General features: G+C 68.8%; 7 protein-coding genes. 4 read left to right on the forward strand and 3 right to left on the reverse strand.

What is annotated here, in order from left to right; translation table 11 throughout:
- From AB3X43_RS10755 to AB3X43_RS10770, 4 genes are all read left to right on the forward strand, one after another.
- Nucleotides 1–781: glycosyltransferase family 2 protein (locus tag AB3X43_RS10755; RefSeq protein ID WP_369429841.1), on the forward strand; the 781-nt coding region annotated here is incomplete at its 5' end.
- Nucleotides 782–799: 18 nt separating this feature from the next.
- A complete protein-coding gene (locus AB3X43_RS10760) occupies nucleotides 800–2254 on the forward strand; it encodes an MBOAT family O-acyltransferase (RefSeq protein ID WP_369429842.1) in 1455 nt (484 codons plus the stop codon).
- Nucleotides 2255–2267: 13 nt separating this feature from the next.
- On the forward strand, nucleotides 2268–3302 hold the full coding sequence (locus tag AB3X43_RS10765) for an alginate O-acetyltransferase AlgX-related protein (protein WP_369429843.1): 1035 nt from the start codon (nucleotides 2268–2270) through the stop codon (nucleotides 3300–3302).
- Nucleotides 3303–3397: 95 nt separating this feature from the next.
- Nucleotides 3398–4558, forward strand: a complete 1161-nt coding sequence (locus tag AB3X43_RS10770) for a glycosyltransferase family 4 protein (RefSeq protein ID WP_369429844.1) — start codon at nucleotides 3398–3400, stop codon at nucleotides 4556–4558.
- Nucleotides 4559–4582: 24 nt separating this feature from the next.
- Here the strand turns inward: AB3X43_RS10770 and AB3X43_RS10775 are convergent, their stop codons facing one another.
- From AB3X43_RS10775 to AB3X43_RS10785, 3 genes are all read right to left on the reverse strand, one after another.
- On the reverse strand, nucleotides 4583–5947 hold the full coding sequence (locus AB3X43_RS10775; RefSeq protein ID WP_369429845.1) for a sigma-54-dependent transcriptional regulator: 1365 nt from the start codon (nucleotides 5945–5947) through the stop codon (nucleotides 4583–4585).
- Nucleotides 5944–7872 carry an ATP-binding protein gene (locus AB3X43_RS10780; RefSeq protein ID WP_369429846.1) on the reverse strand — a complete coding sequence of 643 codons (1929 nt, stop codon included), beginning with the start codon at nucleotides 7870–7872 and terminating at the stop codon, nucleotides 5944–5946. Before AB3X43_RS10780 ends, AB3X43_RS10775 begins: the two co-directional genes overlap by 4 nt.
- Nucleotides 7873–7893: 21 nt before the next feature.
- A partial coding sequence (locus AB3X43_RS10785; protein WP_369429847.1) for an amino acid ABC transporter ATP-binding protein occupies nucleotides 7894–8310 on the reverse strand: 417 nt, incomplete at its 5' end.

Here is an 8310-nt window from a genome sequence, read left to right on the forward strand (position 1 = left end):
CAACCTGGGCATCAACGGCCACTTCAACGCGGTCGTCGAAGCGGCCCAGGGCGAGCTGCTGGTGATGATGGCCGGCGACGACCTGTCGCTGCCCGAGCGGGTCGCCCGCGTCGCGCAGGCCTGGGATGCGTCGGGGCAGCGTCTCGACCTGATCGCCAGCCACCTCATCGACATGGGCCCCGAAGGCGAGGACCTCGGCGTGGTGCGGGTGGATGACCTGTCGCAGTGGCGTACCGTGGAGGACTGGGCGCAGCGGCGACCTTACATCATCGGCGCCGCCCATGCGTTCACCCGCCGGCTGTTCGAGCGCTTCGGCCCCCTGCTGCCCCGCGTCTCCTACGAGGACCAGGTCAACCTGCTGCGGGCGCTGTGTGGCGGCGGCGCCTGCACGATCGACGCACCGCTGGTGCGCTACCGCCGCGGTGGCGTGTCCGACCGGATGCGGGAGTTCTCGGGTGCGCGTTTCATCGCCTGGGCGCGGCGCCACAACGTCATCCACGTCGCGCTGCACCAGCAGTGGCTGCACGATGCGCAGATCGCGGGTTGCCTGGACGTGGTGCAGCGCGCGACCGACCGGGAGTACCAGCGCGAGCGGTTCATCGAGTCGCTGCTGGACGCACCAGGCGCCCTGGCACGCTGGCGGATCACGCTGCGCCCCTCGCCCGTCGACGTCGGCTGGCGCGTGCGCAAGTGCGTGTACCTGGCGTGGCCGGGGCTGGCCGCAGCGATCCGGGCCGCACAGTCCGCCTCCAAGCAGCGCCGCCGGGGCCCGGGGCGCTGACGTCGGCCGGCCACGCCGATGCTGTTCAACTCCTACGAGTTCCTCTTCCTGTTCTTCCCGCTGGTGCTGGCCGGGCATGTCCTGCTCGGGCCGCAGCGGGCGCTGGCAGCGGCGCGTTTCCTGGGAGGTGCTTCGCTGTTCTTCTACGGCTGGTGGAGCCTGTCGGCGCTGCCGCTGCTGCTCGGCTCGATCGGCTTCAACTTCCTCGCCGGCCGGTGGACCACGCCGCAGGCCGACCGCAGCGACCGCACGCGCCTGTGGCGGCTGCGTGGCGCACTGGCGGTGAACCTGGGGCTGCTCGGACTGTTCAAGTACGCCGACTTCTTCATCGACAACGTCAACACGGTCACCGGCACCGCCTGGCCACTGCCCCACCTGCTGCTGCCGATCGGCATCTCGTTCTACACCTTCACGCAGATCGCCTTCCTGGTCGATGCCTGGGCGGGCCAGGTGCGCGAGCGCTCGTTCTCGCACTACCTGCTCTTCGTCACCTACTTCCCGCACCTGATCGCCGGGCCGGTGCTGCACCACGCGCAGATGATGCCGCAGTTCGCCGATCCAGCCAGCTACCGGCTCGACCGCACGAAGCTGGTGCTCGGACTCGCCACCTTCACGGTCGGGCTGGGCAAGAAGCTGCTGCTGGCGGACCCGGTGGGCCAGTACGCCGACGTCGTGTTCGGCGCCGCGGGCCGTGGCGTGGACCTCACGATGCTGACGGCGTGGCTCGGTGCCGTCGCCTACGCATTCCAGATCTACTTCGACTTCTCCGGCTACTCTGACATGGCCATCGGGCTGTCGCTGTGCCTGGGCATCCGGCTGCCGATCAACTTCGATTCGCCCTACCAGGCCACCAGTCTCATCGCGTTCTGGCGCCGCTGGCACATCTCGCTGTCGACCTTTTTGCGCGACTACCTCTACGTGCCGCTCGGCGGCAACCGCCACGGCACTGCCCGGCGGTACGGCAACCTCGCGCTGACGATGCTGCTCGGCGGGCTGTGGCACGGTGCGTCGTGGACCTTTGTCGTCTGGGGTGCGCTGCACGGCGCTGGCCTGGTGCTCAATCACCTCTGGCGGGCCCGGTTCGGCGTGCAGCCTGGTGGCCAGGCGACGCAGTGGACGGGCGCGGTGCTGACCTTCGTGGCGGTGACGCTCGCCTGGGTGGTGTTCCGGGCCGAGTCGCTGGCGGTGGCCGGGGCGGTGTACCGCGGCATGGCCGGATTCAACGGCTGGTCGAGCCACCCGTTCCACGGCTTCGACCTGCCCTACCAGATGGCCGAGTTCTACCAGCGTTTCCTGGTGTGCGCCGTGGTGGCGTTCTGCCTGCCCAACTCGGGCACGCTGGGGCGCTGGCTGCCCCCGCAGGTGTCGAGCCGCCGCAGGGTCGTGCTGAGCGCGATGGCAACGGGCGGGCTGTTCCTGGCCGGTGTGGCGCATCTGGGTGTGCACAGCGCCTTCCTGTACTTCCAGTTCTGAGTGCCGAGTCGCCATGCACACGCCTGATTCCGATGACACTGCCGTGCGGCTGTGGCTGCTGGCGTTCGGCACCTGTCTGGCCCTGGTGGCCGCGTTGCTGGTGTGGACAGTCCTGACCCCGCCGTTCCAGGGCGACCTGACCCGCATCGGCCGACTGTCGGAAACCGCATTCGGCCCGACCGTGCAGGCGACCACGACGGACCCGGCGCTGCGCGTGTCCAGCGCGCTGGACGAGGCCGAGGTGCTGGTCATCGGGGACAGCTTCTCCGCGCCACTGCGCTGGCAGGCGGTGCTGGTCGCGCAGGGCATGAAGGTCGCCACCGTGCACTGGGAAACACTCGGCCCGGTCTGCGCCGACCTGGAGTCCCTGCTGCGCAGGCAGGGTTTCCGCGGCACGACCGTGGTCATCGAGTCGGTGGAGCGCGCCCTGGACGATCGGCTGGACCGCTCCCTCGCCTGCGCCGCCCGCCAGGATCCCCACCCGCTGCAGACCCGCCATGTGGCCCGTGACCGCGAGACGGCAGGCGCGTTCGGCCTGAACACCCGCGAATCCTTGTTCACCGGGCTGCTGACGACGCTGCACACCTGGAAGGCCCTGCACACAGATGCACCGGAGGTGGTCAACCGCCACGACGGCGCCGAGCAGGTGCGCATCCAGCGCCTGCCCGGCGGCTGCCAGCGCTTCAGCCACCACGCCTGCGACCGCGGGCTGTTCTTCGCGCAGGATCGAACCGCGCCGCCGTTCTCGCCCGCCATGGTGGAGCGGATGCAGCGGATCTCCGCCCGGCATCCCGGGCTGGCCATCACCTGGCTCGTGGTGCCCAACAAGACCAGCGTCTACCTGGAGCCCGACCGGGCCACCGGCATCGGGACCGTGCTGGAGCGCGCCGGGCTCGGGCCGGACCTGTTCAGCCACTTCGTGCGCCTGAGCCGCCAGACCCGCGACCTCTACAGTCCGAACGACACGCACACATCCGCGCAAGGCCACCGGGCGATCGGGCAGCGCCTGCTCGACTGGCTGGACACCCAGGCGCACCGGAATCCCTGATTCCGGGGGCAGAGCGTGTCAATGTGCACACGGCCGCCAGGGCGGCCCTCACTACCATTGCCGCTCTGCAGCGAGTGCACTTCCGCGTCCATCCCATGCTTCACCAGCGCACCCCGACACCCTCCCGGCGCCCCCGGATCGCGATCGTCACCAACATGCCGTCGCCCTACCGGATCCCGGTGTTTGCCGCCCTGCCCGCCCTGACAGGCGCCGAGGTGCACTGCATCTACCTGACACGCCGGGAGCCGAACCGGGACTGGCGGGTGGATGACGCCGCAGACACGGTGCGTGTCCACTACCCACCGTCCCGCGAACTGACGGTGCGTGACAAGTACATCCACTTCAACACCGGTCTGCCCACCCTGCTGACCAAGATCGCGCCCGACGCCATCGTCACGACCGCCTTCGGCCAGCCGTACCTGTCGGCCTTTCTCCATGCATGGCGCCACGGCATTCCACATGTCCCGATGACCGATGGGACCTACGAATCAGAACTTCATCTGACCCGCATGCACCATCTGCTGCGCCGGATCGTGTTTCGCCGATCGCACGCCTTCGTGGGAGCGAGCGTCGGATCCCGGCGCCTGTTTGCGTCCTACGGCATTGCACAGGAACGCTGCTTCCAGTCGCACCTGTGCGCCGACATGGCACGCTTCGAGGCGGCGGACCTCCTGCCGATCGAACGCACGGTGGACTTCGTCGTCAGCGGCCGGATGCATCCGGACAAAAGCCCGGAGTTCGCGCTGGACGTGGCGCTCGGTGTGGCCCGCCAGCTGGGACGCAGGGTGACGATCGAGTTCCTGGGCAGTGGTCCGCTCCGGGACCAGCTGCAAGCCAGAGCGACGGCGGCAGCCGATCTCCTCGACGTGCGCTTGCCCGGTTTTCTGGACCAGACCGCGCTGCCGCTGGCCTACCGGCGCGGGCGTGTGCTGCTGTTTCCGACGCGTGGCGACGTCTGGGGCGTGGTGGTCAACGAGGCCTGCGCGGTCGGCCTGCCGGTCCTGCAGACGCCCATGGCCGGCACCTCCGGCGAGATCGTGCGCGACCACGAGAACGGCCGCATCCTGCCGCTCGATCTGCCCGCCTGGATCGACGCCGCCAGCGCGCTGCTGACCGATGCCGCGCTGTGGCAGCGCATGTCCGCCCGCAGCCGCGAGCTGGTCGCCGGCTATACCTACGCCAACGCGGCACATGGCCTGGCGCAGGCGCTGGCCTTCGCCATGCACCACGGCGCTGCAGCGTCGGATCCCGCCTGACCCAACGCGACCGGAATCGGTGGCCTACTCGCCCTGCAGCCGGTACTTGCGGATCTTGTCGTTCAGCGTCGTCTTGGGCACGCGCAGTTCCTTGGCGGTGCGGGCGATGTTGCCGTCCTGACGGCGCAGCTCTGCCGCAATCAGGCTGCGCTCGAAGCTGTCGACCGAATCGGACAGCGACAGCCCCTCGTCCGCGCTGGCGCCCGCCGGCTCGGACGCCGGACCGGGGCCGAGGATGTCCTTGCGCACGCCCAGCACCAGGCAGTCCGCCACATTGCGCAGTTCACGCACGTTGCCAGGCCAGTGGTGGGCCATCAGGCGGTGCATCTGCTCGGTGGTGACCTGCGGCGGTGGGCGGTTGAAGCGGCTGGTGGCGAGGAGCATGAAATGCTCCAGCAGCACAGGAATGTCCTCGCGCCGCTCGCGCAGCGGCGGCAGCTCGATCGTGACCACGTTGAGCCGGTAGTACAGATCGGCCCGAAAGCCGCCCTGCTGCGCGCGCAGGAGCAGGTCCTCCTTGGTCGCCGCCACCACCCGCACGTCGACCGGCAGCGACAGGTTAGAGCCCAGGCGCTCGATCTCGCGTTCCTGCAACACCCGCAGCAGCTTGATCTGCATGCCCATCGGCATGGTTTCCAGCTCGTCGAGGAACAGGGTGCCGCCGTTGGCGTACTCGATCTTGCCGATGCGCCGCTTCTGCGCACCGGTGAAGGCACCGGCCTCGTGGCCGAACAGCTCGCTGTCGAGCAGCGTGTCGGGCACACCACCGCAGTTGAGTGCCACGTAGCTGCTCTCGCGCCGGCCGGAGAAGTCGTGCAGCGCACGCGCCACCACTTCCTTGCCGGTGCCGGTCTCGCCCTGGATCAGCACATCCACGGGACTGTCCGCCACCTCCATCACCAGCCGGCGCACCCGCTGGATCTGGGGCGAGCGGCCGATGAGCTTGCCGTCGATCCCTTCGCGGCGTGCCAGCACACGGCGCAGCGTGGCGACTTCCAGCGTGAGGCTGCGCTTTTCCATCGCGCGGCGCACGACCTCGATCAGGATCTCGGGCGAGAACGGCTTGGGGATGAAGTCGTAGGCACCGCTGCGCATGGCCTCGACCGCCAGCGTCACGTCGCCGTGGCCGGTGATCATGATGACGGGCAGATCGGGGTCGAGCGCATGGCAGTGGCGCACGAGCGAGAGCCCGTCCGCCCTGGGCAGGCGCATGTCGGTGACGACGATGCCGGTGTAGCCAGGCGTGATGAGCGGGATCGCCGCTTCGGCGGAATCGACCGCCTCCACCGACAGGCCAGCGAGCTGCAGGGCCTGGACGCAGCCGAGCTGCATGTGGAAGTCGTCTTCGACGATGAGGACAGTGAGTGCGGTGGACGTCAGAGCGGTCATGGGGCTGTGGATTCTTCCTGGGGGGGCGCTGCTGGCAGCCGCACAGTGAAACAGGCCCCGCCACCGGGCCGATTGTCCGCTTCGAGGTCGCCGTGGAACTCGCGCACGATGTCGCGCGAGATGGCCAGACCGAGCCCGAGCCCGACACCAGGGTCCTTGGTGGTGAAGAACGGCTCGAACAGGCGCTGGCGGACCTCTTCGGGCACACCCGGTCCGGTGTCGATCACGTCGATGCGCAGTGGCGGACTGCCCGACGCGTCGGAGGTGGCTTCCAGCGTCAGCGCCTTGACCTCGGCGTCGCGCATCGCGTCCATCGCATTGCCGATCAGGTTGATCAGCACCTGCTCCAGCCGGTTCGGATCACACCAGGCGATGACCTGGCCAGGCTCGCAGCGGTTGTATACCGTGATGCCCTCCCGGCGCAGACGCTGGTCATAGAGAAAGAGCGCGTTGCTGACAGCGTGGGCCACATCGGTCGCCGCGGGCTGCGCCAGCGACTTGCGCGCGAAGCCCTTGAGCGGCTGGATGATGCTGCCCATCTGGTCGGCCAGCCGGGTGACGAACTGCAGGTTGCCCGACACGGCCTTCAGGTCACCCCGGCGCATGAACTCCAGCGCGTTGCCCGAAAGCGTGCGGATGGCGCCCAGCGGCTGCGTCAGCTCGTGGGTGATGCCAGTGGCGAGCTGTCCGAGCACGGCCATCTTGGCCGCGTGGACCAGCTCGTCCTGCGCAGCGCGCAGCGTCAGCTCGGCCTGCTCGCGCTCGGCGATCTCGCGGCGCAGCCGGGTGTTGGAGTCGGTCAGCGCGCGGGTGCGGCGGGCGACCTTGTGCTCCAGTTCGGTGTTGGCGCGCTCCAGCATCTGCCGCGACTCGATCTTCTGGCGCGCGATGCGGCGGCGCTGGTTCAGGTACAGCGCCAGCAGCAGCACGAACCCCGCTGCCACGGCAGACAGCATGCTGTTCAGCACCGCCTGGTTGCGTACACCGCGCAGGTCCGAAAAGATCAGCAGCCGCCAGTCCATGCCATCCAGCGTGCGGCCGAGCACCAGCGTGCTGCTGCGCACCGGGCGAACCGCGTCGGACTCGGGTGGCAGACCGCCGGGCAGCACGCCTTCGAGCACCTGGCTGTCCTCGTCGATCGACAGCTTCACCGGCAGCGGGAAGCGCGGAATCTGCTGGTTGTTGTAGAGCCGGGTGATCTGCAGATCGACCCGACGCTCCAGGGACAGCTCGGTCAACGCGGTATAGCGCCACTCCGGCCGCGAGGAGAGGATCACGACCTGGTTGGTGTCGGCCAGCAGTGCGGGCGCGCCGAGCATGTCCCAGACTTCGTCCACCGGGTCGAGGCTGATCTTGATGGTGGCCACCCCAAGCACGCGGGCGCCGTCGCGAATCGGATGCGAGACGAAGTAGCCAGGCTGCCCGCTCTTGGCACCGATGGCGAAATGGCGCCCGACCTGACCGGACAGGGCTTCGAGAAAATAGGGGCGGAAGGACAGATCTTCGCCCAGCTGGCTGTCATCGCCCAGATCGCTGTTGCTGGAGGCGACGACCACGCCGCGCTCATCCATCACGTACACCGCCAGGCTGCCCAGGTGGGCGTTCAACCGGCGCAGGTAGTCGTTGACGCGGCTGACGCGCAGCGCGTGGCGCGGCTCCAGCAGCAGCGCCTGCACGTCCTGGTTGAGCTGGATCGTGGCAGGCACGTGTTCGAGCCGCTTGACCATGCCCTCCACCGCGGAGGCAAACAGATCGAGCCGGTGGTTCGACTCCTCGCGCAGCGCCAGCGTGCCGTGGCGCTCGCTGATCCGGAACCCGCTCCACCCGGCCAGCCCGACAGCCAGTGCCGCCAGCACGATGCCGAGCAGCCTGCGCAGCGAGGGCCACAGCGGTCGGCTGGGCCCGAAGATCCGGGATGGTTCCAAGGCTGGGTCGATCGGCGGGCGTCAGTGGCCCAGAATCTTGGAGAGGAATTCCTTGGCACGCGGCGAGCGGGCATCCGGGTCGCCGAAGAAGGCCTCCTTCGGGCAGTCCTCGATGATCTTGCCCTGGTCCATGAAGATCACGCGGTGGCTGACCTTCTTGGCAAACCCCATCTCGTGCGTGACGACCATCATCGTCATGCCTTCCTGCGCCAGCTTGACCATGACGTCCAGCACTTCGCCCACCATCTCGGGGTCCAGCGCCGAAGTCGGCTCGTCGAACAGCATCACGATCGGGTCCATCGACAGCGCGCGGGCGATGGCCACCCGCTGCTGCTGCCCACCGGAGAGCTGGCCAGGGAACTTGTCCTTGTGGGCCATCAGGCCCACGCGGTCGAGCATCTTCAGGCCGCGCTGCTTCGCCTCGTCCTGCGAGCGGCC

It is taken from the genome of Sphaerotilus sp. (genome assembly GCF_041083715.1).
Classification (GTDB): Bacteria; Pseudomonadota; Gammaproteobacteria; order Burkholderiales; family Burkholderiaceae_C; genus Sphaerotilus.

Bases quoted from the DNA above. Each gene is read 5' to 3' on its own strand.
- AB3X43_RS10775 (WP_369429845.1), bottom strand. From the start codon at position 5,947: ATGACCGCTCTGACGTCCACCGCACTCACTGTCCTCATCGTCGAAGAC.
- AB3X43_RS10765 (WP_369429843.1), top strand. From the start codon at position 2,268: ATGCACACGCCTGATTCCGATGACACTGCCGTGCGGCTGTGGCTGCTG.
- AB3X43_RS10760 (WP_369429842.1), top strand. From the start codon at position 800: ATGCTGTTCAACTCCTACGAGTTCCTCTTCCTGTTCTTCCCGCTGGTG.
- AB3X43_RS10770 (WP_369429844.1), top strand. From the start codon at position 3,398: ATGCTTCACCAGCGCACCCCGACACCCTCCCGGCGCCCCCGGATCGCG.